This window comes from Serratia sp. BFP-2025 (assembly GCF_050880365.1).
GTDB classification, from domain to species: Bacteria; Pseudomonadota; Gammaproteobacteria; order Enterobacterales; family Enterobacteriaceae; genus Serratia; species Serratia surfactantfaciens.
This window is the reverse complement of record NZ_JBPAFV010000004.1, coordinates 61,994-86,298: the sequence shown is the minus strand read 5'-3', so window position 1 is coordinate 86,298 and position 24,305 is coordinate 61,994. Positions and strand designations below refer to the sequence as shown.

Sequence of the window (24,305 nt, the reverse complement as noted above, 5' to 3'; positions counted from 1 at the left end):
AAAGTGATGCGCATCACATTTTTAACTTGGTGTTTTGTTTTTAAATTGTGACAAACATCACAATTTATTTTTGGCCGCCGCGCCCGATAACAACGCGCTGTTTGATCTTCCCTGTGAGCACTCATCCCGCCGGGAACTAGCGAAGTGATGAGTGAAAGAAAACTACATTGCCTAATGAATGGATTAATTGAAGTGTAGTACAGAAGCCTGCGCAATAAGCCAGCAAGTTATTGGAAACGCTGAGGGGGGAAATAAAACAGGCCGGCAATGCCGGCCTGTCTCTCGTGCGCGGGGGCGTTATTGCGTCACGCTTTGAATGGTTTTCTGCGCGTTCACCAGGTTCTGCTGTTTAGCCACCAGATTCGACATCATGGTGTTGTATTGCGCCACCTGTTGCGCGGTGCGGAACTGCACGCCGTTGTTGTTAAAGCTGACCTGATTGCCCTGGCTCTGCAGGAAATCGCCAACCTGCACCAGATCCTGCACGAAGCTGGCGGTGGTCGGGATCGCCGGCATCAGGGCGTTGGCCGGCGCGGTGACGATCTTGTCATAGGCCTGGTTGTACACCGCCTTCAGATCGTCGGGCTGCTTCAGCGCCGCACGGGCGGTATCCGCCTGCGATTTGGCGGACTGGATCTGCTGGCCCAGCAGGTTCAATGCTCCGACCGACTGCTGCAGCGCGTCGCGTTTGTTCAGGTAGTCCTGCGCGGTGCGGATCTGGTTAATCTGGTCCAGCGCCGGCGTCAGGCTGGCGCCGACCGATTTGGACAACTGCTGGGAAAAACCGACCAAAATCGCGTAATCGCCGGCATAGTTGCCGAACTTCTGTTTCTGGTCTTCGCTCAGCGTGGGGATGTTCGCCCCGCTGCGCATCACGGTATTCTGTAAGTAATCAATGAATGCTTTGCGCTGTTCCGGCTCTTTATCGCCGCAGGCGGTCAATTGCATGACCACCAACAATGCCAATACCGGTGCCAACCAACGCGCGAAAACTCTGCTCTGGATCCCTACCGCCATGTGACATAACTCCTGTTATAAACCTGCTTTTTCATTGGACTCCGCCCCTTTTTCCGCACTCCGTGCGCCTATAAGAATAGATCAACTGGCGGCGTTCCGATACGCGATTCCGCTTGCGGTGAACATTGTCTGGTTAAAAACGGCGTACTGCGTGTACCACGTACGCATGGTACACTTTTCCAACGTTTATCGCCGGGCCAACTTGCTCATGTCCTCTTATCAACCGCCGTTGACCATCACCCCCTCCATTCTGCATCTGGCGACAGACGTAGGGGCAGCGTTGGCCCATTTGACAATGCAAGCGGAACAAGAGCATGCGTTGCAGCTAAGGCGCATCAATCGGATCCGCACCATTCAAGGTTCGTTGGCGATCGAAGGCAATACCCTGAGCGAAGAGCAGATCACCGCTATCATCGCAGGTAAACGCGTCATCGCCCCTCCGCGAGACGTTCAGGAAGCGATGAATGCCATCCATTGCTATACCAACCTGAATCATTGGCATCCCGAAAATGAACGCCATCTGCTTGCCGCACATGGGATGCTGATGAACAGCTTGCTACCTGATGCCGGCCGCTATCGTCAGAGCGGCGTCGGCGTGATGAACGGCAACGTCGTGATCCATATGGCTCCCCCGGCGGAACGCGTACCGTTGCTGATCCGCCAACTGCTCATCTGGCTGCAACAAACCGATCTGCCACCGCTGATCGGCAGCTGCGTATTTCACTATGAATTCGAATTCATCCACCCGTTTGCCGATGGAAACGGCCGCATGGGACGGTTGTGGCAAACGCTGATTTTGTCACGCTGGGATCCGTTGTTCGCCAACGTGCCGGTTGAGAGCCTGGTGCATGATAACCAGTCCGGATATTACCAAGCGCTGAATGCCAGCAACCAAAAAACCGATTGTTCACCCTTCGTTGAATTCATGCTGGAAATGATTCTAAAAGCGCTTGAGCTGAGTATTACCCCCCAAGTCACCCCCCAAGTCACCCCCCAAGTCGCTGACTTGCTGGCGACGCTGCAAGGTGAGATGTCGCGAGAAGCACTCCAGAATGTTCTACAGTTGCAGGATCGAAAATCTTTCCGCGAACGCTATCTCCAACCTGCCTTGAATGCCGGTTGGATTGAAATGACGTTACCGGATAAGCCCAAGAGCCGTTTACAACGCTATCGCTTGACCGCAGCCGGTATCAAACAGTTACGCCAGCCATAAAAAAGGCGCCCGCAGGCGCCTTTTCACAGCACAGAGCCGTTTTACTGCAGTACGGAGATATCCGCCACCTGCAGGAACAGTTCACGCAGTTTGCTCAGCAGCGTCAGACGATTCACGCGCACTTCCGCATCGTCCGCCATTACCATCACGTTGTCGAAGAACGCATCCACCGGCTCACGCAGCGCAGCCAGTTCCACCAGCGCTTCCTGGTAGTTGCCCGCCGCGAAGTACGGCTGCAGCTTGTCGCGCAGCACCACCAGGTGGGTCGCCAACTGGATCTCTGCCGCGTCCTTCAGCACCGAGGCGCGCACGCTGTCGTTCAGCGTTTCGGTAGATTTGGCCAGGATGTTGGAGACGCGTTTGTTGGCCGCAGCCAACGCCGCCGCTTCGTCCAGCGTGCGGAAGTGGGATACCGCCTTGACGCGTGCGTCGAAGTCGGCCGGCTTGGTCGGACGGCGCGCCAGCACCGCCTGAATGGTATCGACCGCGTGGCCTTCTTCCTGATACCAGGCGCGGAAGCGGCCCAGCATGAATTCCACCACCTCATCGACCACTTTGGCGTTGGTCAGCTTGCTGCCGTACAGGCGCACGGCCTCTTCGGTCAGAGTCTGCAGATCCAGCGGCAGGTTTTTCTCGACGATGATGCGCAGCACGCCCAGCGCGGCGCGGCGCAGCGCGAACGGGTCTTTATCGCCTTTCGGATGCTGCCCGATGCCGAAGATGCCGGCCAGGGTGTCCATCTTGTCGGCGATCGCCAGTGAACAAGCCACCAGCGACTGCGGCAGCGCATCACCGGCGTAGCGCGGCTGATACTGCTCGTTCAGCGCAACGGCGACGTCTTCCGCCTCACCGTCGTGGCGCGCGTAGTGCATGCCCATCACGCCCTGGGTGTCGGTGAATTCGAACACCATGTTGGTCATCAGGTCGCACTTCGACAGCAGGCCCGCACGGGTGGCGTGGTTGACGTCGGCGCCGATCTGGCCGGCAACCCAGCCCGCCAGCGCCTGAATGCGATCGGTCTTGTCGCGCAGGGTGCCCAACTGCTGTTGGAACAGCACGGTTTCCAGGCGCGGCAGATTGTCTTCCAGACGTTTCTTGCGGTCGGTGTTGAAGAAGAACTCGGCGTCGGCCAGACGCGGACGCACCACCTTCTCGTTACCGGAGATGATCTGCTGCGGGTCTTTCGACTCGATGTTGGCCACGAAGATAAAGTTCGGCAGCAGTTTGCCCGCGGCGTCGTACACCGGGAAATACTTCTGATCGCCCTTCATGGTGTACACCAGCGCTTCCGCCGGCACCGCCAGGAATTTCTCTTCGAATTTGGCGGTCAGCACCACCGGCCATTCCACCAGCGAGGCCACTTCTTCCAGCAGGCTGTCGCTCAGATCGGCCTTGCCGCCAATCTTCTGCGCCGCCAGCTCGGCGTCGCGCTTGATGAGCGCTTTACGCGCTTCATAGTCGGCGACCACTTTGCCACGCTCCAGCAAGATCTGCGGGTATTGGTCGGCGTTGTCGAGGGTAAACTCGGCTTCGCCCATGAAGCGGTGGCCGCGCACGGTACGCGCAGAGTCGATGCCCAGCACGGTGCCCGGGATCAGATCGGCGCCCAGCAGCATCGTGACGGTGTGCACCGGACGCACGAACTGCACGTCAGAATCGCCCCAGCGCATCAGTTTCGGGATCGGCAGCTTGCCGAGCGCGGTGCTGACCATGCCGGCCAGCAGTTGCTGCGCCGACTGGCCTTTGACGTGGGCGCGGTACATCAACCACTCGCCCTTGTCGGTCACCAGGCGTTCAGCCTGATCGACGGTGATGCCGCAGCCGCGCGCCCAGCCTTCGGCCGCTTTGCTCGGTTTGCCTTCGGCGTCGAACGCTTGAGCGATCGCCGGGCCGCGTTTTTCAATTTCGCGATCGGCCTGCGCCGCGCTCAGGTTGGCCACTTTCAGCGCCAGGCGGCGCGGTGCGGCGAACCAGCTCACTTCACCGTGTTCCAGGCCGGCGTTATCCAGCTCGGCAGTGAAGTTGGCGGCGAAAGATTCCGCCAGGGAACGAAGAGCCTTCGGCGGCAGCTCTTCCGTGCCGATTTCCACCAGGAAAGTCTGTTGAGTCATGGCTGCCTCTTAGTTCTCGTTCTTCTTGTTGCACATCGGGAAGCCCAGCGCTTCGCGGGAAGCGTAGTAGGCTTCGGCAACGGCTTTGGTCAGCGTGCGGATGCGCAGAATGTAGCGTTGACGCTCGGTCACCGAAATCGCCTTGCGCGCGTCCAGCAGGTTGAAGGTATGACCCGCCTTCAGGATGCGTTCGTAGGCCGGCAGCGGCAGCGGTTTTTCCAGCGCCAGCAGCGACTGGGCCTCTTTCTCGTACTGCTCGAAGCAGGAGAACAGGAAGTCGACGTCGGCGTATTCGAAGTTGTAGGTGGACTGCTCCACTTCGTTCTGGTGGAACACGTCGCCGTAGGTGGTGACGCCCAGCGGGCCGTTGCTCCACACCAGATCATACACGCTGTCCACGCCCTGGATGTACATCGCCAGACGCTCCAGACCGTAGGTGATCTCGCCGGTTACCGGCTTGCACTCCAGGCCGCCGACCTGCTGGAAGTAGGTGAACTGCGTCACTTCCATGCCGTTCAGCCACACTTCCCAACCCAGGCCCCAGGCGCCGAGCGTCGGGTTTTCCCAGTTGTCTTCCACGAAGCGGATGTCGTGGATGGTCGGATCCAGACCCAGCTCTTTCAACGAGCCCAGGTAGAGTTCCTGAATGTTGTCCGGCGATGGCTTAATCACCACCTGGAACTGGTAGTAGTGCTGCAGACGGTTCGGGTTTTCGCCGTAGCGGCCGTCGGTCGGACGGCGGGATGGCTGCACGTAGGCGGCGGCCATCGGCTCCGGCCCCAGTGCACGCAGGCACGTCATCGGGTGTGAGGTTCCCGCGCCGACTTCCATGTCCAATGGTTGAACGATGGTGCAGCCCTGGCGCGCCCAATAATCCTGCAGTGTCAGGATCAGGCCCTGGAAGGTCTTGGTATCAAACTTTTGCATGTTGAATTCGCACGCGATACAAGTGGATTTAGATGGAATGAGCCAGTATACCCGTTGACCGTAAGATATACAGCCAGAATCCGGCAACAAGTGCGAATCGGGGCGAGAAGCGCTGGATTTTCGCGCGCGGCGCGCGCAGGACAGGACGCCGGTTAGCCGGCTTATTTCACCGGCGACGAACGTGGCGAAAATACGGCCCGCCAAAAACATTAGAATAACTTAACAAAAAACGAGACTAATCGTTGCTTAAATCGTCACTTATTCGCCCACAGCACCTGTTCTCATCAACCCTATTTACGCAGATTGAAATGCACACATGCTTATATTTGCCACAGGGCAAAGTTACGCCAATGTTATTTTTGTTAATTTTATCAACTAAAAAACTCGCCTCACCGGCAGATAATGTGACTAAGCGCCAAATTATTTCTTATATCGTGAAAAATAAGGCGATATCACGCGACGGGCCGATGCAGCGACTCGAGGAGAAACAAGCGGATATGTAATACGCCAACAATGAGCCACAGAAACCCATTGACAGTTAATCTTTGGTTATACAATAATAATTAAAATTTTCCCTGGTGTTGGCCAAGTGGCTACCTGATCCTTTCATAGGATCAGTTTTTTTTTGTATTTCCGTCAGCGTCATGACGGCCCGCATAATTAATTCCCGTCCGCTTCCTCTTAATTAGCTTCCCTTATACGAACGTATCGCTTACGCATTGCCATTTAGCGCGCCTTTGGCAAACGCGCTCTGCAGGCAATCCATTCAAAAACGCGCGCTGACGCCGACGTTATACATAAACTGCTCGCCGCTGCTCAGCCCGCCGGTTTGCGAGACGGTGGCGAAGGCCGATACCCTGTCCGTCAGCGGCATGTTGGCCCCCAGCGTGACATCCACCCAGTTTTTGTCCTGGCCCGCACTGTCGCGGGTAAACGAGGTTTGCGTCGATTTCAGGCCACCGCCGGCGCGGTAGACGTCGTCGCCGAACTGATGCTGATAGCTCACTTCCGCATAAGGGTTAAATACGCCGAATTGCGTATCCAGCCGCCAGCCCAGCGCACCAATCTGCGAGTGGTAGGTTTGATCGTTGAAGCGCATGGCGGTGCTGTCATCGCCGTCTTCGCTGTAGCCGGAAACGCGGCTGTAATCCCAGGCGAACTGCGCCACCGGCCCGGTGGTCAGGTAAGAAGCGATCGGGAAGTCATAGCCGGCAGTCACGCGCGCGCCCCACTGCTTGCCGGAAGTCGAACCGGTTTCGGTACGCGTCAGCGGCCCCAGCCGCATGCTGCGGCGAATATCGTCATAATCCATCGCCGCATAGTGCAGATCGGCGTTGACCCAACCGTGCTCGAATATCGCCAGCGAACTGAAGGCCGACAGCAGCAGCCCACGCGCCTTGTAATCATAACGGCTGGAAGGATGCTGATCGTCGTTGGAACCGGCGATCAACGCACCGATCAACCAGCCGTCGGTCAGCTGATAGTCCACGCCGACGGTCAGGTTGTGGGTGGTGGCGTTGCCGTCCCCCGCCGCCCGGTTATCGGCATAGTCGTAGTGCTGGCCGGCGTAACCGCCGAACACGCCCAGCGAGCCCTGCGGGTTTTCGCCGTGGCGCAGCTGCTGGAAGCGGCTGTCGAGCGTGGCGCGGCTGTCGCGCGCCATCGCCGCCGTCGCCTGATTCAGCGCCACCACCTGCGCCGGGCCATCCAACACCGCCTGGATATAATCCGCAATCAGCAGGTGCGCCTGCGGGCTCGGGTGGAAGTGGTCGGAGAACAGATAGGATTGGCTGGCATCGAAGCCGGGCATGTCGGAACGGCAGACCGCCGAGGAAACGCCCGGCGGACAAGCCATGCCGGCGGTGTTGGCGAAGCCGAACTGCGCCGGATTGGCGATCGCTTCGGCAAACAGTTTGTTGACGTCCACCCGCACGATATTGCCGCCGCCCTGCGCCAGCAAACGGTCTTCACTTTGATTATAGAAATCGGTCAGCTGACCGGCCTGCGCGCTCAGGCTGTCATACGCCGCGATGAGCTGGGTGGCGATCGCCTGCTGCACCTGAGGAATGGCGCTGCCCTGCTTCGCCGCAGCGGCCAACGCCGCGTGGATCGCCTGCGTGCGTGACGCGTTGTCCGGCGTCGCCAGCGAATTGAGCGTGGCGTAGGCCGCCTGGATTGCCGCCCCCTGCACCGGAGACAGTGCCTGTTGAATGATCAACTCCATCAGCTGCGGCGTGGAGCCGATGTTCGGCACCGTCGGCACGATCACCGTGCCGGCGCCGGCGTTCAGCAGCGAATGCACCTGCGCGGCGGCGGCCGCCGCGCTGTTATAGGCCACACCGGGTGCGGTCGCGGCGTTCAACGCCGCCGCCGCCAGATCGTTACCGCCGATCCAATGAATGTACAAACCGTCGCCATCGGCCTGGCCGTTAACCCGGTTCAGATAGCGCTGCACCTGATCCTGGGTATTATCGACCGGATTCAGGCCCGGCACCGCCACGGCGCCGCCGGCGGCATAGTTTTCACCGCCGTTGTCCGAAGCCACCAGCGCCGCGCCGATGCGCTGCGCCAACGCCTCGTCGTACAGCAGATGCTGGCTGCCGTCATAGGTGAACCGGCCGTTGTTGCCGGTATCGCTCAGGCTGTCGCCAAAGACGTAGAGTTGGTCATACGCCTGAGCCGGAAGGGTCACACAGCAAAGTAGCGCCACTGCAAGCGCCGCCGGGCGGGGCATGCACGTTATTTTTAGAGGCATGAATCGACTCCTGAGAGCCTGCAAATGAAGGCAATATCGTTTTTATCGTTGACCGGTTTTCCACCGGCCATGTAGTAACTATTGTCGGCTTTTCCGTCACGTCAAGCGGGCTGATGACAAAACAATCAGAGGCTTGCCAAGTTCGCCGCTTCGAGCGATGATTACTGTTCATAAATACAGCATAAGGACATTCAGGATGGCAGACGAACGTTGCGGTTGGGTGACGGCCGATCCGTTGTATCTCGAGTATCACGACAAGGAATGGGGCGCACCCACCACCGACGCGCGCGAGCTGTTTGAAATGCTCTGTCTGGAGGGGCAACAGGCCGGCCTTTCCTGGATCACCGTGCTGAAAAAGCGCGAGAACTACCGCCGCGCTTTCCACCAGTTCGATCCGCAGCGGGTCGCCGCCATGAGCGAGCAGGACGTGGAACGATTGCTGCAGGACAGCGGCATCATCCGCCATCGCGGCAAGATAGAAGCCATTATCACCAACGCCAGGGCCTATCTGGCGATGGAGGAGGCCGGGGAGAATTTCGTCACCTTCATTTGGGATTTCGTCGGCGGCCAGCCGCAGCTCAACCGCTGGCAAGCGCTAAGCCAGGTCCCGGCTAAAACCGAGCAGTCCGACGCCATGTCCAAGGCGCTGAAAAAGCGCGGCTTCAAGTTTATCGGCTCCACCATCTGTTACGCCTTCATGCAGGCCAGCGGGCTGGTGAACGATCACCTGACGGGGTGCATGTGCTACCCAAAGCCACGGTGATCCGCCCCAGCGGCCTGGAGGATATCGACCGGCTGATGGCGCTGTGGCTGCCCAGCACCATCGCCGCCCATCCGTTCGTGGCGGAAAAATACTGGCGCGAGAGCGCCGCGCTGGTACGAGAAAACTACCTGCCGCGCGCGCAAAGCTGGGCCTGCTGGCATGACGACGAGATCGTCGGCTTTATCAGCGTGCTGGACGAGCAGTTCATCGGCGCGCTGTTCGTCGATCGGGCGTTCCACGGCCGCGGCGTCGCCCAGGCGCTGATGGCGCATGTGCAGCAGCGCTACCGCCGGCTCAGCCTGGAGGTTTATCAGCAGAACCTGCGCGCCTGCGCGTTCTACCACAAGCACGGTTTTCAGGTGACACAGCGCCTGTTCAACGACGAAACCCTGGCCTATACGCTGATCATGAACTGGCCAGCAATCGAAAATTCAACCGGTTGCGGTTAAAAAAGGCGCATTCACACCCCGGCGGCGCGCAATTAGGAATCCGCTGCATGGCGCCGCCCGGCATTTTGTCGCATAACACCCCCCAGCACTCCCCCGCGCTCATCATTTGTCACGCTTTTCTCTGGAACTGCCGGCGAACCAGCGCGTCATAGTAGCGCGGTGGCGCGGGCTTCCCGCGGCGCCCATTTTTTGCGCCCCCGTTTTGGGCCGGCGCGTACAGATTTTGATGCCATTAAGGACAAGAACATGAAAAAACGCATTGCCATTATTGCCGGCGCAGTGAGCGTAGCGCTCACCCTGTCGGCCTGTACCACCAACCCTTACACCGGCGAATCCGAAGTCGGTAAATCCGGTATCGGTGCAGGCCTCGGGGCCGCACTGGGCGCCGGCGTCGGCGTGCTGTCCTCCTCCAAGAAAGATCGCGGCAAAGGCGCGCTGATCGGCGCGGCGGCCGGTGCGGCGCTCGGCGGCGGCGCGGGTTATTACATGGATGTGCAAGAAGCCAAACTGCGCGACAAGATGAAAGGCACCGGCGTCAGCGTCACCCGCCAGGGCGACAACATCGTGCTGAACATGCCGAACAACGTGACCTTCGACAGCAGCAGCGCCACGCTGAAACCGGCGGGCGCCAACACCCTGACCGGCGTCGCCATGGTGCTGAAAGAGTATCCGAAAACCGCGGTCAACGTGGTCGGCTACACCGACAGCACCGGTTCTCGCTCGCTCAACATGAACCTGTCGCAACAGCGCGCCGACGGCGTAGCCAGCGCGCTGATCACTCAGGGCGTGGCGGCGAACCGTATTCGCACCACCGGCGCCGGCCCGGACAACCCGATCGCCTCCAACAGCACCGCGGAAGGCAAGGCGCAGAACCGTCGCGTCGAGATCACCCTCAGCCCGCTGCAGTAATCCCGTGCGGGGCGCAACCGACGCCCCGCCGCTTCCTCCCGACTTTCTCCTTATCCTTCAACATTCCCGCTCGCACATCGGGTATGGTAGTCTCCTTGGCAATTAACTGCGGGAGAGATCGGCTGTGAGCACAGGCAAGGCAACGCGCGCCTCAGGACGCGCCACCATCAGCGATGTGGCAAGCATCGCCAAAACCGGCAAGACCAGCGTGTCGCGCTATCTGAATGGTGAACAGCACCTGCTTTCCGACGATCTCAAACAGCGCATCGAACAGGCCATTCAGCAGCTCGACTACCGGCCAAGCCAGATGGCGCGCAGCCTGAAAGGTGGCCAGACCCGCCTGATCGGCCTGATCCTCGCCGATATCACCAACCCCTATTCGGTGGACGTGATGCGCGGTATTGAAGCCGCCTGTCGCCAGCACGGTTTTACCCTGCTGGTGTGTAACACCAACAACGAAGTCAATCAGGAGCAGCACTATCTGCAGCTGCTCAGCAGTTATCGGGTGGAAGGCATCGTGGTCAACGCGGTCGGCATGCGCGAGGAAGCCTTATCCACGCTGCAACAGTCGATGCTGCCGATGGTGCTGATCGACCGCAAGATCCCCGACTTCGCCTGCGACGTGGTGGGCCTGAACAACCGCGAAGCCGCCACCGTCGCCACCGAACATCTGCTGCAACAAGGTTTCGAAGCGATCCTGTTCCTCAGCGAGCCGCTCGGCACGGTCAACACCCGTCTGGAACGCCTGCACGCCTTCAGGCATACCATGGCGCAGCACCCCGCGCTGTTGGCGGAGCAGGCCGAAACGCCGCTCAACGATCGGCAGAAGCTGGAGCAAGTGTTGAGCGATTTCAGCGGCCGCCATCGCGGCATGCGCAAGGCGGTGATCTCCGCCAATGGCGCCCTGACGCTGCAGGTGGCGCGCGCCATGCGACGGCTGGGCATCCAGTGGGGCAACGACATCGGCCTGCTGGGCTTTGATGAACTGGAGTGGGCGGAGCTGGCGGGCGTCGGCATCACCACGCTGAAGCAGCCCACCTACCAAATGGGGCACGCGGCGCTGGAGCGGCTGGTGCAGCGCATTCAGGGCCTGGCCGCCCCCAGTGGCGATCAAATGTTCTCCGGCGAGCTGATCGTCCGCGGCTCCACCACCCGCTGACTGACTTTCCCATGGGCCGTTGACCTCCCCTCCGCATCGGCTGTTTTTTGCTCAGCTTCGTGATTGCGATCATATTTTTACACTCTGTCGCTTCCCGCTGGAACCGGTTCCATTTAACGTACCGGTAACAGCAGCGGTGGCGACAATGCCGCCTCAGGAGTCAAAATGAAAACAGAAATCATCGTGGTCACCGGCGCCTACGGCACCGATACCGTCAAACAACACGGCGGCCAGCGCGCGCTATTGCCCCTCATCGCCGGTGCCGGCGCCGACGGCGTCGAGATCCGCCGCGAACTGTTCGCCGCCGGCGAGCTGGACAGCCTGCCGGCGCTGGCGCAGGAGATCGAGCGCCAGCAACTGTTCGCCGTCTATTCCGCCCCTGAGGCGCTGTTCACCCCGCAACATACGCTGAACCCCAACCTGCCGGCGCTGCTGGCGGAGGCACAGGCGCTGAACGCACGCCAGCTGAAGCTGTCCCTTGGCCATTTCCGCCCCGGCTTCGACTTTACCGAGCTGAAAGTGGCGCTGGAACAACACCCGGTCAAACTGGTGGTAGAAAACGACCAGACGCCGGACTGCGGCATTTTGTCGATGCTGAACGCCTTTTTCCATGCGGCGGAAGATAGCCACCTGCCGGTCAGCATGACCTTCGATATGGCCAACTGGCTGTGGGTAGGACAAGACGCCTTCGCCGCCGCCGATCGCCTGGCCCGTCACGTCGGTTACGTGCACGTCAAAGCCGCCACCCAAGGCCCACGCGGCTGGCGCGCCGTGGCGCTGGACGATACCGACGGCAGCTGGCGCGATCTCTTGGCCCGCCTGCCGCACGACGCGCCGCGCGGCATCGAATTCCCGTTGCAGGGCGATGATCTGGAAGCCGTCACCCGCCATTACGTCAATATTTTGCGTGCGGAGTAACCCCATGATGACAACGTTAACGGCAACGACGGCGCAACAGGCGCCCCTGGATGTGGTCACGCTGGGCGAAGCCATGGCGATGTTCGTGGCGGCACAGACCGGCGATCTGGCGGAGGTGGAAACCTTCACCAAACGCATCGCCGGCGCCGAACTGAACGTGGCGATCGGCCTGGCGCGCCTGGGCATGAACGTCGGCTGGGTCAGCCGCGTCGGCAACGACTCGTTCGGCCGCTTCACCCTGCAGCAGCTGAAAAAAGAGGGCATCAACTACCGGCAGGTCACGGTTGACGGCCAGTATCCGACCGGTTTTCAGGTGAAGTCCAAAACCACCGATGGTACCGATCCCAGCGTGGAGTATTTCCGCAAAGGCTCGGCGGCCAGCCACCTGTCGGTCGCCGATTTCAACCGTGAGTATTTCGCTTCGGCACGCCACCTGCATCTGAGCGGCGTAGCGGCGGCGCTGTCCAGCCAATCGCTGGCGCTGTGCCACCATGCGGCGCGCGAGATGCGCGCCCTGGGCAAAACCATTTCGTTTGACCCCAACCTGCGCCCGGTGCTGTGGCCCAGCCGCGAGGTGATGATCGAGCAGCTCAACCAGCTGGCGTTCGCCGCCGATTGGGTGCTGCCGGGGCTGAAAGAGGGGCAGATCCTCACCGGCCAATCGACGCCGGAAGGCATCGCCGATTTCTATCTGGAGCGCGGCGTGCAGGCGGTGATCATCAAAACCGGCCCGGACGGCGCCTGGTTTAAAACCGCCGCCGGCGATAAAGCGGCAGTAGCTGCGGTCAAGGTCGACAACGTGGTGGATACCGTGGGCGCAGGTGACGGCTTTGCCGTCGGCACCCTCAGCGCCCTGCTGGAAGGCAAAACGCTGAAACAGGCGGTGCAGCGCGGCAACAAAATCGGCTCGCTGGCGATCCAGGCCATCGGCGACAGCGAAGGCTTGCCGACCCGCGCGGCGCTGGCCGAATAATAATAAAAAAATACGACTTCTCCGCATGACGTCAGCCTCTGGCCCTACAACCGGGACGCGTCGGGAGAGCATCTGCCCCTTCTTCTGGCATGCCGGCGAAGGGGATGCAACACCACTGAAGGATACTGAACATGAACAAAGCGACTGTCGCGGCCAAACGCTGGTGGTACATCATGCCCATCGTGTTTATCACCTACAGCCTGGCCTATCTCGATCGCGCCAACTTCAGCTTCGCCTCCGCCGCCGGCATCAATGAAGATCTCGGCATCACCAAAGGCATGGCCTCGCTGCTGGGCGCGCTGTTTTTCCTCGGTTATTTCTTCTTCCAAATTCCCGGCGCCATCTACGCCGAACGCCGCAGCGTCAAAAAACTGATCTTCTGGTGCCTGATCCTGTGGGGCGGCTGCGCCTCGCTGACCGGCGTAGTCAGCAATATCCCGATGCTGGCCGCCATTCGCTTTATCCTCGGCGTGGTGGAGGCGGCGGTGATGCCGGCGATGCTGATCTACATCAGCAACTGGTTCACCAAATCGGAGCGGTCACGCGCCAATACCTTCCTGATCCTCGGCAACCCGGTGACGGTGCTGTGGATGTCGGTGGTGTCCGGCTACCTGATCCACGCCTTCGGCTGGCGCGAAATGTTCATCATCGAGGGCATTCCGGCGGTCATCTGGGCGTTCTGCTGGTGGGTGTTGGCGAAAGACAAACCGGCGCAGGCCGGCTGGCTGAGCGCCGATGAGAAACGGGCGCTGCAACAGCAGCTGGACGAAGAGCAGAAGGGCATCAAGGCCGTGCGCAACTACGGCGAAGCCTTCCGCTCGCGCAACGTGATCCTGCTGTGCGTGCAGTACTTCGCCTGGAGCATCGGCGTGTACGGCTTCGTGCTGTGGCTGCCTTCCATCCTGCGCAGCGGCATGCAGATGGGCATGGTGGAAGCCGGTTGGCTGTCGGCGGTACCTTACCTGGCGGCGACCATCGCCATGATCGTGGTCTCCTGGGCGTCGGACAAAATGCAAAACCGCAAACTGTTCGTCTGGCCGCTGCTGCTGATCGGCGCGCTGGCGTTCTTCGGTTCTTACGCCGTGGGCACCAACCACTTCTGGATCTCCTACGGCCTGCTGGTGGTCGCCGGCGCCGCGATGTACGCCCCTTACGGGCCGTTCTTCGCCATCATTCCGGAAATGCTGCCGAAAAACGTCGCCGGCGGCGCCATGGCGCTGATCAACAGCATGGGCGCGCTGGGTTCGTTCTTCGGTTCCTGGTTCGTCGGCTATCTGAATGGCGCCACCGGCAGCCCGGCGGCCTCTTACATGTTTATGGCCATCGCACTGGTGGTGGCGGTGGTGCTGACGCTGATCGTCAAACCCGCCCGCAACGAGATCCAGCCGCAATTGGCTTGATCCGGTTATACTTTTTATCTGTTAACCCAACCGGGGGGGCGCCAGGCCCCCTTTGGCCCAGCTGGAGTTCGTGATGAAGCCTTCTATCGTATTGTACAAAAGCCTGCCTGCCGACCTGCGTGAACGCCTGGAACAGCACTTCACCGTGCACGCCTTCAACGGCCTGCAGCCGGAGAACCGCGACGAACTGCGCCAGGCGCTGCAGCAGGCCGAAGGGATCATCGGTTCCGGCGGTAAAATTGACGAAGCCTTCCTGCAGCAGGCGCCCAAACTGCGCGCGGCCTCGACCGTTTCCGTCGGCTACGACAACTTCGACGTCGAGGCGCTCAACGCGCATAACGTGCTGCTGATGCACACCCCGACGGTGCTGACCGAAACCGTCGCCGACACCATCATGAGCCTGGTGCTGGCGACCGCGCGCCGGGTGGTGGAAGTGGCCGAACGGGTGAAGGCCGGCGAATGGCGCGGCAGCATCGGGCCAGACTGGTTCGGCGTCGACGTGCACCACAAAACCATCGGCATCCTCGGCATGGGCCGCATCGGCCTGGCGCTGGCGCAGCGCGCGCACTTCGGCTTCGGCATGCCGGTGCTGTACAACGCCCGCCGCACGCACGAAGAGGCGGAACAGCGCTTCAACGCGCGCCGCTGCGATCTGGATACCCTGCTGGCCGAGTCGGATTTCGTTTGCATCACGCTGCCGCTGACCGAGCAAACCTTCCACATGATCGGCCGCGATCAGCTGGCGAAGATGAAGAAAAGCGGCATTCTGATCAACGCCGGCCGCGGGCCGGTGGTGGATGAGCAGGCGCTGATCGAAGCGCTGCAAAACGGCGTGATCCACGCCGCCGGGTTGGATGTGTTCGAGAAAGAGCCGCTGCCGGCCAACTCGCCGCTGCTCAGCATGCCGAACGTGGTGGCGTTGCCGCACATCGGCTCCGCCACCCATGAAACGCGCTACGGCATGGCCGCCTGCGCGGTGGATAACTTGATCGCCGCATTGACCGGCACGGTGAAAGAAAACTGCGTCAATCCGCAGCTGTTGCAGAAATAACTTAGCGCGGCCGGTGGTCTGCGGATAACCGGCCGTGTTGCTCTTCCTGCTGCGGCGCGAACAGCGCCTGCAGCTGATGTTCTTCGGCGAAGTGCTGCAATTCGGCATCCTGAATTGCCTGAACGATCTCTTCTCGCCAGTTTTTGTCCGTCATCGCTAACCTCCTTTGATGTTCATCGTTTAATCTGCCGCAGCGCACGCGCAAAGCCAAGCCGAATCAATCCGAAAACGCTCCGCCCTCCCTCTCCTCCCCGAAAAAAAACCGCAGGGAGGAGGCCGTTTTTTCACCGTTTGCCACACTGGGCGCTACCCTGCGACAAAAACGCTTCCTGCCGCGCGTAAGGAGAGCCATGAAACTGTTACCCCTGCCCTTGTTGATGCTGTTGTCGCCAGCAGCGCTAGCCGCCTGGACGCTGCCCGGCTTTCCGGCCTTCGACGAAACCGCCGCCGGGCTGTTCATCAGCCAGGCCCCGCTGCCTAAAGGCCAGCGGCCGCTGCAGCTGTATCAGGACAACCAATGCTGGCAGCCGGCCGAGGCGGTGAAGCTTAACCAGACGCTGTCGCTGCAGCCCTGCGGCGTCAACCCGCCGGTCAGCTGGCGGCAGTTCCGCGCCGGCGACTATCAGGCGCACATCGACACCCGCAGCGGTACCCCCACGCTGCGGCTCAGCCTGCGCAGCGCGCCGGAAAGCGCCGCCGTTGCCGTCCGCAGCTGCCCGTGCTGGGACGGCAAGCCGGTCACGGTCGACGTCGCCTCGACCTTCGCCGAAGGCGAAACGCTGCGCGATTTCTATTCCGGCCAAACGGCGCAGGTGAGCCAGGGTAAAATCACGCTGCAGCCCGCCGCCGTCAGCGGCGGCTTGTTGCTGCTGGAATCCGCCGCCACCACTAAACCGGCGGCGTTCAGCTGGCATAACGCCACGGTTTATTTCGTGCTGACCGATCGCTTTGAGAACGGCAATCCGACCAATGACCACAGCTACGGGCGCCGCAGCGACGGCCTGCAGGAGATCGGCACCTTTCACGGCGGCGATCTGGCTGGCCTGACGCAAAAGCTGGATTATCTGCAGCAACTCGGCGTCAACGCCTTGTGGATCAGCTCACCGCTGGAGCAGATCCACGGCTGGGTCGGCGGCGGCGCCAAGGGCGACTTCCCGCATTACGCCTATCACGGCTATTACGCGCTGGACTGGACCCGCCTCGACGCCAACATGGGCACCGAACAGGAGCTACGCACGCTGGTCGAGCAGGCGCATCAGCGCGGCATTCGCATCCTGTTCGACGTGGTAGTGAACCACGTCGGCTACGCCACGCTGGCGGATATGCAGACGTTTCACTTCGGCTCGCTGTATCTGCAGGGCACGGAGGTGGAAAGCATCCTGGGGAAAAACTGGGGCGACTGGCGTCCTGGGCCGGGGCAAAACTGGCACAGCTTCAACGACTACATCAACTTCAGCGACAAGGCGGGCTGGCGCCAATGGTGGGGAAAAAACTGGATCCGCACCGATATCGGCGACTATGACGCGCCGGGCTACGATGATCTGACGATGTCGCTGGCCTTCTTGCCGGACATCAAAACCGAAGCGCCCGGCGCCAGCGGCCTGCCGCTGTTCTACCGCCATAAGCCCGACACCGCCGCACACGATATCCCCGGTGCCACTACCCGCGATTACCTGACCGTCTGGCTCAGCCAGTGGGTGCGCGATTACGGCATCGACGGTTTCCGCGTCGATACCGCCAAACACGTGGAGAAACCGACGCTGGTGCTGTTGAAGCAACGCGCCACGGCGGCGCTGGCGGCGTGGAAAGCGGAACACCCGCAGCAGGCGCTGGATGACGCACCGTTCTGGATGACCGGCGAAGCCTGGGGGCACGGGGTGATGAAAAGCGACTATTACCAGAACGGTTTCGACGCGATGATCAACTTCGACTTCCAGGACCAGGCGTCACAGGCGTTGGGCTGCTTTGCCGACATCGACGCCACCTACCGGCAGATGGCCGAGCGGCTGCAGGATTTCAACGTGCTGAGCTACCTCTCGTCGCACGACACCCGGCTGTTCTTCGCCGACGATGCCAAAGGCTCGCTGTCCCGGCAACAGCGGGCGGCGAACCTGCTGCTGCTGGCGCCGGGCGCGGTGCAGATTTACTACGGCGACGAAAGCGGCCGCCCGCTCGGCCCGACCGGTTCCGATCCGCTGCAGGGCACCCGCTCCAACATGAACTGGCGCGAACTGCAGGGGGAGAAAGCTCCGTTGCTGGCCCACTGGCAGCGGCTGGGGCAGTTTCGCGCCCGCCACCCGGCGATCGGCGGCGGCGTGCAAATCCCGCAGCCGCACGCCGCTTACTATGCCTTCAGCCGCCGGCTCGGCGACGATAAGGTGATGATAGTGTGGGCCGGCGAACGGTCACAATAATTCAGCGTAATATGCTACCAATAGACCATTGAGTAAAACTTATGCCCAGTGGTCTATTTTTCGGCCGCATTGCAGCGGGATTTATCTGGCGGTATGGTGGGTGATTACCTGCTAAAAAACAGTACTGCTGCACCTATGACTTTCTCACTTTTCGGCGACAAATTTACCCGTTATGCGGGCATCACCCGTTTGATGGACGATCTGAACGAAGGCCTGCGCACCCCCGGTGCCATCATGCTCGGCGGCGGCAACCCCGCGCAGATCCCAGAGATGGAAGCCTACTTCAAACAGCTGTGCCAGGAGATGCTCGATCAGGGCAAACTGACCGAAGCGCTGTGCAACTACGACGGCCCGCAAGGCAAGGACGCGCTGCTGAAAGCGCTGGCCAATCTGCTGCGCGACGAGCTCGGCTGGGAGATCTCGCCACAGAATATTGCACTGACTAACGGCAGTCAGAGCGCGTTTTTCTACTTGTTCAACCTGTTCGCCGGCCGCTACGCCGATGGTTCACGCCGCCGCGTGCTGTTCCCGCTGGCGCCGGAATATATCGGCTATGCCGACGCCGGGCTGGACGAAGGGCTGTTCGTCTCCGCTAAACCGAACATCGAGCTGCTGCCGGAAGGCCAGTTCAAATATCACGTTGATTTCGAGCACCTGAATATCGGCGATGACATCGGCATGATCTGCGTTTCGCGGCCGACCAACCCAACAGGCAACGTGATCACCGACGAAGAGCTGATAAAGCTCGATCGGTTGGCGCAGCAGCGCAATATTCCGCTGGTGATCGACAACGCCTACGGCGTACCTTTCCCCGGTATCATCTTCAGCGACGCCACGCCGCTGTGGAACCCGAATACCATCCTGTGCATGAGTCTGTCCAAGCTCGGCCTGCCGGGCTCGCGCTGTGGCATCGTGATCGCCGACGAGAAGGTGATCACCGCGCTGACCAACATGAACGGCATCATCAGCCTGTCGCCGGGCAGCATGGGGCCGGCGATGGCGACGGAAATGATCGAGCGCGGCGATCTGCTGCGCCTGTCGAACGAGGTGATTCGCCCGTTCTACAAACAGCGTGTCGAACACACCATCGAGATTATCCGCCGCTACCTGTCGCCGGAACGCTGCCTGATCCACAAACCGGAAGGGGCTATCTTCCTCTGGCTGTGGTTCAAGGATCTGCCGATCACTACCGAGGTGCTGTATCAGCGCCTGAAAAAGCGCGGCGTGCTGATGGTGCCGGGCCACTACTTCTTCCCGGGGCTGGAGCACGACTGGCCACATACCCACCAGTGCATGCGCATGAACTACGTGCCCGACCCGGAGAAAATCGAGCGCGGCGTGGCTATTCTGGCGGAAGAGATCGAACGCGCGCATCAGGAAGCGAACTAAGATCAATCCATCGGGGCGCCACCACGGCGCCCTTCTTGTGGATTACAGCGTCCAGAACAGCACCGCCAGCAGCTGCGGCGACATAATGCGCAGGAACATCGCCAGCGGATAAACGGTGGCGTAAGACAGCGCGGCGGCGCCGCTGGTCGGGTGCAGACCGTTGGCGAAGGCCAGCGCCGGCGGATCGGTCATCGATCCCGCCAACATGCCGGACAGCGTCAGGTAGTTCATCTTGCCCACCGTGCGCGCCAGAATACCGACGCTCAGCAGCGGAATGGCGGTGATCAACGCGCCGTATCCCACCCACGTCAGCCCCTCGCCGTGCAGCAACGTCTCGATGAAGTTGCCGCCCGACTTCAACCCGACTACCGCCAGAAACAGCACGATGCCCAGTTCGCGCAGCGCCAGGTTGGCGCTCGGCGGCATAAACCAGTACAGCTTGCCGATACTGCCGATGCGCCCGAGGATCAGCGCCGCCACCAGCGGCCCGCCGGCCAGCCCCAGCCGCAATGCCGCCGGGAAGCCGGGCACGAACAGCGGAATGGAACCGAGCAGCACCCCTAGGCCGATACCGATAAACACCGGCAGCATCTGCACCTGCTGCAGTTTTTGTTGGGCGTTGCCGACGATTGCCGTCACCGCGTCGATGGCCTCCGGCCGACCGACCAGGTTGAGGATGTCGCCGAACTGCAGCGTCACGTTGCTGCCGGCCACCAGCTCGACGCCGGCGCGGTTGAGGCGTGAAATCACCACGTCATACTTTTGCTTCAGGTTCAGATCGCGGATTTTTTTACCCAGCACCTGCTCGTTGGTCACCACCGCCCTCACCACCTGCAGCGCGGTGCCGCGCGTCGAGAGCGACGCGTCTACCTCTTCGCCGATCACCAACCGGGCATTCTCCAGGTCTTCGCGCTTGCCCACCAAATGCAGGTAGTCGCCAAGCTCCAGCCGCTCGTGCGGCGCCGGCACCATCAGCAGCTCCCCACGCTTGAGGCGTGAACAGACGATCGCTTCACCGTTGAGCAGCGGCACCTGCTTGATCGCCATGCCCTGCAGATTGGGATTGCGTACCGCCACGTTCATGGCGTGCAGCAGCTCGCGCTGATTGCCCAGGCTGCTTTCAAACGCCTGCGCCTCGCGCTCGATATTGATGCGGAAAAACAGTCGGATCAGCCACATCACCAGCAGAATGCCGCAAATGCCGAACGGATAGGCCATGGCGTAGCCCATGCCCATGCCGTCCACCAACGCCGGATCGGAGCCGAGATCGGTCAGAATCTGCTGGCCGGCGCCCAACGCCGGGGTGTTGGTGACCGCACCGGAGAACACGCCGAGGATGATCGGCAGCGGCACGTCGAACAGCTTATGTACCGCCGCCGCCACTACGCCGCCGGTCAGCACCAGCAGCACCGCGAAGGCGTTAAGCCGCAAACCGGAGACGCGTAGCGAAGAGAAGAAACCGGGGCCGACCTGAATGCCGATGGTATAGACGAACAGGATCAGGCCAAACTCCTGGATAAAGTGCAGCATGTCGCCGTTCAGGCTAATTTGCCCACTCTGGGCGAAGTGCCCGACCAGAATGCCGCCGAACAGCACGCCGCCGATGCCCAACCCGACGCCGTACAGCTTCCAGTTCCCCATCCACAGCCCAATGACGGCCGCCAGCGCCAACATGCTGACGGTCAGGGCGATATCGCTCATAGGTCACATCCTTGCCAAAGTTGAACAATGGGTTTGCGGCCAAAGACACACAATTAACAAGGATTATGACATCGGGCTGACGGGGGGTCTGTGGCGTGCGCCACATAACGCAGCGGGGGAGATCCGTCTGGATCTCCCCCGCATGATGATGACCGTTTTTCAGTCGGTTATTTGGCTTCCAGCTCCGGCGTCGCGCCGATGGCGATGCGCTGCGGCTGCAAGGCTTCCGGCACCTGACGCACCAGATCGATGTGCAACAGGCCATTTTCAAATTTGGCCTCGGACACCTGCAGATGCTCCGCCAGAGTGAAGGTCAACTGGAACTCTTTGCACACCAGGCCCTGATGCAGGTATTCGACCTGTTTTTCCGGCGGTGTGGGTTTACCGCTGACGGTCAAGCGCGGCCCTTCCACTTCGATATTCAGTTCGCTCTGCCGAAAACCGGCCAGCGCCAGAGAAATGCGGTAGTGATTGTCATCGCTTTTCTCGATGTTATACGGCGGGAACCCCTGAGGCTCCTGGCCCCCCATTGAGCTGGCCAATTTATCAAAACCAATCCATTGACGCAGAAGCGGGGATAAATCGTAATTACGCATAGGAACAACTCCTTTCATTAAGCGAGATGTGTTTATTCAGCCCCCTGACGGCGGGCGTGTCATGACTGCATATTTACCGGCAGCATAACTGCCGGCGAAACGGGAATTATTTAATTTCGATGCGGCGCGGTTTTAATGTTTCCGGCACGATGCGTTGCATGTCGATATACAGCAGGCCGTTCTCCAATTTGGCGCCTTTAATTTGAATATGTTCGGCCAGCTGGAATTTACGCTCGAAATTACGTTCGGCGATGCCCTGGTATAAATAGGTTTTCTCTGCCGGTTCATTATTGTGCGCCCCGCGCACGATCAGCAGATTATCTTGCGTGGTGATCTCCAGCTCCTGCTCGGCAAACCCGGCTACCGCGATAGCGATGCGATAATGATTTTCGTCCACCAGCTCGACATTATAAGGCGGATAACCGCCGTTGCCCTGGCTCTGGCCGGCCTCCAACGCGTTGAACAGGCGATCGAAACCAATGGCGGAACGGTATAGCGGGGAAAGATCAAAATTACGCATAAAACAGCCTCCTAAGGCACTTCAGCGAGGTTGAAATAAATACGCCTTCCATTCTGGACAGGCTAATTAAGCCAGAATCCCCTTACGGCGAATTCTCAATTCGGCTCTGATGATAAAATGGGGGTTGATTTCATCAATTCAACAGGCGAGGATCAAAAAAAGCTCATTCCGGTTAGGTGAAAGTTTTTTTACCACTTACACTAAAGTGAGAGAGCCGCCACAGAGCGGGATTTTGCTTCTTTTCAAGCAGCAACAGGATGTTATAAATCGGCTTAATTAAGGGGCACAGCAACCCTGCAGGATGGATTAATGACGACGATGAAAGCGATAGCGACGGGCTGCATGCTGTTGGCGACCAGCGGTTGCTCCAGCGTGATGAGCCATACTGGCCCGAATCAGGGTTACTATCCCGGCACCCGCGCCAGCGTGGACATGCTGAAGGACGACAACACCAGTTGGGCGATGATGCCGCTGGTGGCGCTGGATCTGCCGTTCTCCGCGGTGATGGATACCGTACTGTTACCTTACGACTATCTGCGTTCCGGCGATGACGCCACCGCAGACTCGCCGAAAGCGCGTATCCTGCGCAGCGAGCAGCAGAATCTGGCGGCGACCGGCAATCCCGGCGAGGGTAACGACAGCGCCGCCACGCATTAATCACGCACGCTGCGGGCCGTCAGGCCCGCCTTACGCCTCAACCACGAAGATCTGGTTGAACCCCGCTATCTCACGCATAAACGCCACTTTCTTGCCATCCGGCGAAAATACCACGGCATCGCCCGACGGCGGCTGCGCGCTGCGCTGCGTCAAACGCTGCAGGCGGCCGCTGGCGACCTCGCACAGCATCACGCTGTTATCGCACACCAGCGCAATCGTCCCGCCCTGCGGGTGCCAGCTGAACGCCGACTGAATGTCATGCTCGCTGCGGCTCACCTGGCGCGGCTCGCCGCCATTCGGCGACACCGTCCACAGCTGCACCACGCCGCCGTCATCCTTCATCAAAAACGCGATCTGGCTGCCATCCGGCGAGCTGCGCAGCCAGTGGCGCGGCGCGCCGGCTACGCCCGGAAAACGGCGTTCCCCGGTAAAGGTCACCCGCCGTTGCCTGACGCCCAGCGGCGGCGCGGGCAGCTCGCTTTCCGTCCCCTGCAGCGGCAGAGCGCCCGCAGCGGCGTAGTCGGCGTCGTTTTCCGGCAGATCGACGATAAACACCTCCGGCAGCTTCTCGCCGGCGGCGGACAGCGTATCGCCGATGAACGCCAGCGCCCAACGCTGCCGGCTGCCGTCGGCCTTGCGGTAACCTTCGCGGCCAATCCAGCCTTCTTCGTAGGCGCGATTGATCTGATCGCTGCCCGGCTGCGGCTGCGGTACGGTCTCGCTGACCAGCACGCAATAGTGGCTGCCGTCATATTCGCGCGGGTGCTGTTTCGGCGGATTAACCCCGTGCAGCGGCACGGCCACGCCGACGTTGCGCAGATCGCGCGCCGGATCGCGTTCATGCATCACATGGTCGTTGTAGGTAAAGCTGAGGCGGCTGCCGTCCGGGCTGAAAACGTGCACATGGCTGCCGCCGCGCAGCGCGCCGGGCGTATAGGGCGCTGTGATATCCAGCGCGTCGAGGGTGATGGCCAACTCGCGATCCGGTTCGCTGACGATCACCCCGCGACGGTGGTGAAAATCATACTGCCAGGCGCTGTCCGGATGCTCCGGGCCATGGATGAATACATAGCGCGCCGGCGCATCGGGGCTGACCGTGACCACGCCGACGTGCGCGCCGTGCTGGGCGCGATACACCACTTCCACCGCGCCGCTGGCGACGTTGACCCGCTCGATGCTCAGGCCGGTGAAAGAGGCGCCGCGCGGGCGCACGTCATAAGCGAGCCATTGGCTGTCCGGCGTCCAGACGTTGATATTGGTTAACTGATGCCCGCGTGGGTCGAAAGTCAGTTGTTTTTCCCGATGGCTCATGACGGCTCTCCTGCGCATGCTGGCACTGAGCCGCCATCTTACCGGATCGACGGCGGCGTTTCACATAGCCAA

The 24,305-nt window shown here is 60.8% G+C and carries 21 protein-coding genes; 12 read left to right on the top strand and 9 right to left on the bottom strand.

Annotation, left to right across the window (positions count from 1 at the left end; translation table 11 throughout):
- Window positions 1-297: 297 nt before the first annotated feature.
- Complete coding sequence (locus ACRAWE_RS21100) at window positions 298-1,017, bottom strand: DUF3053 domain-containing protein (protein WP_019455519.1); 720 nt, start codon at window positions 1,015-1,017, stop codon at window positions 298-300.
- A 151-nt stretch (window positions 1,018-1,168) separates the two neighbouring features.
- Here ACRAWE_RS21100 and ACRAWE_RS21095 point away from each other — a divergent pair, with 151 nt between their 5' ends.
- A complete protein-coding gene (locus tag ACRAWE_RS21095; protein ID WP_244889055.1) occupies window positions 1,169-2,230 on the top strand; it encodes a Fic family protein in 1,062 nt (353 codons plus the stop codon).
- A gap of 41 nt (window positions 2,231-2,271) precedes the next feature.
- Here the strand turns inward: ACRAWE_RS21095 and glyS are convergent, their stop codons facing one another.
- The 3 genes from glyS to ACRAWE_RS21080 form a co-directional block, all read right to left on the bottom strand.
- Window positions 2,272-4,341 carry a glycine--tRNA ligase subunit beta gene (gene glyS / locus ACRAWE_RS21090; protein WP_019455517.1) on the bottom strand — a complete coding sequence of 690 codons (2,070 nt, stop codon included), beginning with the start codon at window positions 4,339-4,341 and terminating at the stop codon, window positions 2,272-2,274.
- Window positions 4,342-4,350: 9 nt separating this feature from the next.
- A complete protein-coding gene (glyQ, locus tag ACRAWE_RS21085; protein WP_004933966.1) occupies window positions 4,351-5,268 on the bottom strand; it encodes a glycine--tRNA ligase subunit alpha in 918 nt (305 codons plus the stop codon).
- Window positions 5,269-6,034: 766 nt separating this feature from the next.
- Entirely contained in the window at window positions 6,035-8,023 is a 1,989-nt protein-coding gene (locus ACRAWE_RS21080; RefSeq protein WP_432525840.1) for an autotransporter outer membrane beta-barrel domain-containing protein, read from the bottom strand.
- Window positions 8,024-8,219: 196 nt separating this feature from the next.
- Here ACRAWE_RS21080 and ACRAWE_RS21075 point away from each other — a divergent pair, with 196 nt between their 5' ends.
- From ACRAWE_RS21075 to ghrB, 8 genes are all read left to right on the top strand, one after another.
- Window positions 8,220-8,786 carry a DNA-3-methyladenine glycosylase I gene (locus ACRAWE_RS21075; RefSeq protein ID WP_019455515.1) on the top strand — a complete coding sequence of 189 codons (567 nt, stop codon included), beginning with the start codon at window positions 8,220-8,222 and terminating at the stop codon, window positions 8,784-8,786.
- Entirely contained in the window at window positions 8,783-9,235 is a 453-nt protein-coding gene (locus tag ACRAWE_RS21070; RefSeq protein ID WP_063918270.1) for an N-acetyltransferase, read from the top strand. Before ACRAWE_RS21075 ends, ACRAWE_RS21070 begins: the two co-directional genes overlap by 4 nt.
- Window positions 9,236-9,481: 246 nt before the next feature.
- Window positions 9,482-10,144, top strand: coding sequence for an OmpA family lipoprotein (locus ACRAWE_RS21065; RefSeq protein WP_016929583.1), 663 nt, complete (start codon window positions 9,482-9,484; stop codon window positions 10,142-10,144).
- 124 nt (window positions 10,145-10,268) lie between these two features.
- Entirely contained in the window at window positions 10,269-11,303 is a 1,035-nt protein-coding gene (locus ACRAWE_RS21060; protein ID WP_019455513.1) for a LacI family DNA-binding transcriptional regulator, read from the top strand.
- A 165-nt stretch (window positions 11,304-11,468) separates the two neighbouring features.
- Window positions 11,469-12,221 carry a sugar phosphate isomerase/epimerase family protein gene (locus ACRAWE_RS21055; protein ID WP_019455512.1) on the top strand — a complete coding sequence of 251 codons (753 nt, stop codon included), beginning with the start codon at window positions 11,469-11,471 and terminating at the stop codon, window positions 12,219-12,221.
- A gap of 7 nt (window positions 12,222-12,228) precedes the next feature.
- Complete coding sequence (locus ACRAWE_RS21050) at window positions 12,229-13,194, top strand: sugar kinase (protein ID WP_025160293.1); 966 nt, start codon at window positions 12,229-12,231, stop codon at window positions 13,192-13,194.
- 131 nt (window positions 13,195-13,325) lie between these two features.
- Complete coding sequence (locus ACRAWE_RS21045; protein WP_063918272.1) at window positions 13,326-14,594, top strand: MFS transporter; 1,269 nt, start codon at window positions 13,326-13,328, stop codon at window positions 14,592-14,594.
- A gap of 73 nt (window positions 14,595-14,667) precedes the next feature.
- Window positions 14,668-15,645, top strand: coding sequence for a glyoxylate/hydroxypyruvate reductase GhrB (gene ghrB, locus ACRAWE_RS21040; protein ID WP_063918273.1), 978 nt, complete (start codon window positions 14,668-14,670; stop codon window positions 15,643-15,645).
- 1 nt (window position 15,646) lies between these two features.
- Here ghrB and ACRAWE_RS21035 read toward each other — a convergent pair whose 3' ends face one another.
- Window positions 15,647-15,799: a hypothetical protein gene (locus ACRAWE_RS21035; protein WP_019455508.1), complete on the bottom strand. Its 153-nt coding sequence runs from the start codon at window positions 15,797-15,799 to the stop codon at window positions 15,647-15,649.
- A 196-nt stretch (window positions 15,800-15,995) separates the two neighbouring features.
- Between ACRAWE_RS21035 and ACRAWE_RS21030 the strand changes: the two genes are divergently transcribed.
- A complete protein-coding gene (locus ACRAWE_RS21030; RefSeq protein ID WP_432525839.1) occupies window positions 15,996-18,059 on the top strand; it encodes an alpha-amylase in 2,064 nt (687 codons plus the stop codon).
- A gap of 135 nt (window positions 18,060-18,194) precedes the next feature.
- A complete protein-coding gene (locus ACRAWE_RS21025; RefSeq protein WP_432525838.1) occupies window positions 18,195-19,448 on the top strand; it encodes a valine--pyruvate transaminase in 1,254 nt (417 codons plus the stop codon).
- Between the two features lie 42 nt (window positions 19,449-19,490).
- On the opposite strand, the gene ACRAWE_RS21020 is transcribed toward ACRAWE_RS21025, so the two are convergent.
- The 3 genes from ACRAWE_RS21020 to ibpA all read right to left on the bottom strand — a co-directional run bounded on the left by ACRAWE_RS21020 (window position 19,491) and on the right by ibpA (window position 22,265).
- On the bottom strand, window positions 19,491-21,149 hold the full coding sequence (locus ACRAWE_RS21020; RefSeq protein ID WP_019455505.1) for a putative transporter: 1,659 nt from the start codon (window positions 21,147-21,149) through the stop codon (window positions 19,491-19,493).
- A 167-nt stretch (window positions 21,150-21,316) separates the two neighbouring features.
- Window positions 21,317-21,745 (bottom strand): small heat shock chaperone IbpB, encoded by a 429-nt coding sequence (ibpB, locus tag ACRAWE_RS21015; RefSeq protein ID WP_004933922.1) that lies wholly within the window; start codon window positions 21,743-21,745, stop codon window positions 21,317-21,319.
- Between the two features lie 106 nt (window positions 21,746-21,851).
- Window positions 21,852-22,265: a small heat shock chaperone IbpA gene (ibpA, locus tag ACRAWE_RS21010; protein WP_004933919.1), complete on the bottom strand. Its 414-nt coding sequence runs from the start codon at window positions 22,263-22,265 to the stop codon at window positions 21,852-21,854.
- Between the two features lie 309 nt (window positions 22,266-22,574).
- Here ibpA and ACRAWE_RS21005 point away from each other — a divergent pair, with 309 nt between their 5' ends.
- A complete protein-coding gene (locus ACRAWE_RS21005) occupies window positions 22,575-22,922 on the top strand; it encodes a YceK/YidQ family lipoprotein (protein ID WP_019455503.1) in 348 nt (115 codons plus the stop codon).
- A gap of 30 nt (window positions 22,923-22,952) precedes the next feature.
- Here the strand turns inward: ACRAWE_RS21005 and ACRAWE_RS21000 are convergent, their stop codons facing one another.
- Window positions 22,953-24,233, bottom strand: a complete 1,281-nt coding sequence (locus tag ACRAWE_RS21000; RefSeq protein ID WP_019455502.1) for a DUF3748 domain-containing protein — start codon at window positions 24,231-24,233, stop codon at window positions 22,953-22,955.
- Window positions 24,234-24,305: the final 72 nt, after the last annotated feature.

Coding starts and splice junctions, on each gene's coding strand:
- ACRAWE_RS21005 (WP_019455503.1), top strand. CDS start 22,575: ATGACGACGATGAAAGCGATAGCGACGGGCTGCATGCTGTTGGCGACC.
- ACRAWE_RS21035 (WP_019455508.1), bottom strand. CDS start 15,799: ATGACGGACAAAAACTGGCGAGAAGAGATCGTTCAGGCAATTCAGGAT.
- ibpA (WP_004933919.1), bottom strand. CDS start 22,265: ATGCGTAATTTTGATCTTTCCCCGCTATACCGTTCCGCCATTGGTTTC.
- ACRAWE_RS21055 (WP_019455512.1), top strand. CDS start 11,469: ATGAAAACAGAAATCATCGTGGTCACCGGCGCCTACGGCACCGATACC.
- ACRAWE_RS21020 (WP_019455505.1), bottom strand. CDS start 21,149: ATGAGCGATATCGCCCTGACCGTCAGCATGTTGGCGCTGGCGGCCGTC.
- ACRAWE_RS21065 (WP_016929583.1), top strand. CDS start 9,482: ATGAAAAAACGCATTGCCATTATTGCCGGCGCAGTGAGCGTAGCGCTC.
- ACRAWE_RS21045 (WP_063918272.1), top strand. CDS start 13,326: ATGAACAAAGCGACTGTCGCGGCCAAACGCTGGTGGTACATCATGCCC.
- glyQ (WP_004933966.1), bottom strand. CDS start 5,268: ATGCAAAAGTTTGATACCAAGACCTTCCAGGGCCTGATCCTGACACTG.
- ghrB (WP_063918273.1), top strand. CDS start 14,668: ATGAAGCCTTCTATCGTATTGTACAAAAGCCTGCCTGCCGACCTGCGT.
- ACRAWE_RS21100 (WP_019455519.1), bottom strand. CDS start 1,017: ATGGCGGTAGGGATCCAGAGCAGAGTTTTCGCGCGTTGGTTGGCACCG.
- ACRAWE_RS21025 (WP_432525838.1), top strand. CDS start 18,195: ATGACTTTCTCACTTTTCGGCGACAAATTTACCCGTTATGCGGGCATC.
- ACRAWE_RS21080 (WP_432525840.1), bottom strand. CDS start 8,023: ATGCCTCTAAAAATAACGTGCATGCCCCGCCCGGCGGCGCTTGCAGTG.
- ACRAWE_RS21075 (WP_019455515.1), top strand. CDS start 8,220: ATGGCAGACGAACGTTGCGGTTGGGTGACGGCCGATCCGTTGTATCTC.
- ACRAWE_RS21000 (WP_019455502.1), bottom strand. CDS start 24,233: ATGAGCCATCGGGAAAAACAACTGACTTTCGACCCACGCGGGCATCAG.
- ACRAWE_RS21050 (WP_025160293.1), top strand. CDS start 12,229: ATGACAACGTTAACGGCAACGACGGCGCAACAGGCGCCCCTGGATGTG.
- ibpB (WP_004933922.1), bottom strand. CDS start 21,745: ATGCGTAATTACGATTTATCCCCGCTTCTGCGTCAATGGATTGGTTTT.
- glyS (WP_019455517.1), bottom strand. CDS start 4,341: ATGACTCAACAGACTTTCCTGGTGGAAATCGGCACGGAAGAGCTGCCG.
- ACRAWE_RS21030 (WP_432525839.1), top strand. CDS start 15,996: ATGAAACTGTTACCCCTGCCCTTGTTGATGCTGTTGTCGCCAGCAGCG.